Source organism: Autumnicola lenta (assembly GCF_031846515.1).
Classification (GTDB): Bacteria; Bacteroidota; Bacteroidia; order Flavobacteriales; family Flavobacteriaceae; genus Autumnicola; species Autumnicola lenta.
Genome location: NZ_JAVRHO010000073.1, coordinates 1 through 692, shown reverse-complemented (window position 1 = coordinate 692; position 692 = coordinate 1). Strand labels below are relative to the sequence as shown.

Below are 692 nucleotides of genomic sequence, written 5' to 3'. Positions count from 1 at the left end.
ATATAAAAACTGTGCGCAGGCGAGCGTGATTTTCCGTAGGAAAATCAGGCGAAGCAAGCACGCACGTACTTTCGAATTGGCACAGGTTTTAGCATTGTTTTTATATTTTGTTATGCACAGGTTTTATTCCAGATATTGTGCGAAATCTGATAGTTTATATTGAAGTACCGAATGAGCCACATTAAAGCAAGCTCCGCCTATCTCATAGTTTATATAAAATTCGATTTCATTACTGTCAGTAAAAGCCATTCCAATTTCGTCCAGTTCGTAATGACGAAAGTCTATCCATTCCATACAGTCTTTAAGGTGTGGATTGTTTAAATTCTTTTGATACTCTTGCCGTAGGTCTTGATTTATTTTCTTTTCAACTTTATCCGCACCAGATTTGAATAAGTCAGAGTTTTTAACTTTCTGTTTTACGTTGTCGTCAATTTTGTAGAGGTCATATTTATAGGAGTATCTTCCTTTATAGTCAGCGCTCCCTGTCCGAACACTTTGGAAATTTTTATAGGTACAAGTTTTAATCAGAACTGGGTCAAGTTCATTATTAGAGGGCTCTTCTTTTTCTGTGCATTGAACGCGATATTCTTCCAGTTCAATTGCTTTTTTGGAAATACAATCTCCTGTATTGAATAAGAGTATAAGAAAAATGGAGAAGACTATTTTTATATTCATTTTTTTAACTTGTGCAT

At 34.8% G+C, this 692-nt stretch carries 1 protein-coding gene; it reads right to left on the bottom strand.

Annotated elements, in window-relative coordinates:
• Positions 1 to 123: 123 nt before the first annotated feature.
• The coding region (locus tag RM545_RS17475; RefSeq protein WP_311496570.1) for a hypothetical protein at positions 124 to 692 on the bottom strand (569 nt) is incomplete at its 5' end.